This window comes from Chryseobacterium sp. GQ58, assembly GCF_059758895.1.
In genome coordinates this window covers 1-875 of sequence record NZ_JCAXEH010000015.1, presented here as the reverse complement: position 1 = coordinate 875, position 875 = coordinate 1, and the positions used below count along the sequence as shown (strand labels likewise).

The window sequence follows — 875 nt, the reverse complement described above, 5'->3', positions numbered from 1 at the left end:
GTGAATGTTGCGCTTGCGGTAGGATTGTTGTTCGGTCCGTCTGCTAAAATTCTTTCATTAAGATCAAAATATCCGTTTCTGTTGAAATCAATCCAGACCGCAACTCCTGCATCCGCACCTGAACTTAACGTTTTATCGATAATGATCTGATTGTTCGTAGAACCCTGAACCATTTCAATGAATTTCGTATTATCTCCTGTAAAGTCAGAATAGTTGGAAGCCTGTGTTTCATTGATCATTTCAGGTTTACCGTTTGGCTTAGCCGTAACTTTTGAAATAAATTCACTAGCTGAACTAGCCGATGACATCTGGCAGTAAACTATAGTTGGTGTTGTAAAATAGTAAGGCGGAGTATAATTCCCCGGTGTACCATTACAAATGTTGACTACCTGCATTTCATACTTTGTTAATTCCAATAATCCTGTGATGGTATAGGTGTTGGTATTCACCGGAATATTCATCCAGCTTGGAATACCTACTTTTCTGTATCTCAAGATATACGTTGCTCCAGGGAAAGGATCCCAGATCACTTCGGCACTTGTCGGAGTAAGCTGAGTGATGGTAAGTCCCGGAGGAGGAATTTCACAAATTCTTACCGTTGTAAACACTTGTGGATTTGCCCATGGATTTGGAGTTGTTTCTCCAACACATGTGCTTGCCACCTGAACTTCATACGTCACAAAAGAATCTAATCCCTGGATAGTGTAAGAATTAACGGGAGGAATAAGGTTCGGAATTTCAGTCCATGTTGCTGTTCCTACTTTTCTATATCTCAAAGTATAAGTAGCGCTTGCCACAATCGGATTCCAGGTTACAACTGCCGAGCTTGGAGTAACATTGCTTATGGTAACATTCGGAGGTGTAGGATCACATCT

The 875-nt window shown here is 40.9% G+C and carries 1 protein-coding gene; it reads right to left on the bottom strand.

Going from position 1 to position 875, the window contains the following annotated elements:
• A partial coding sequence (locus AC6CHK_RS16110) for a fibronectin type III domain-containing protein (protein WP_498097906.1) occupies positions 1-875 on the bottom strand: 875 nt, incomplete at both ends.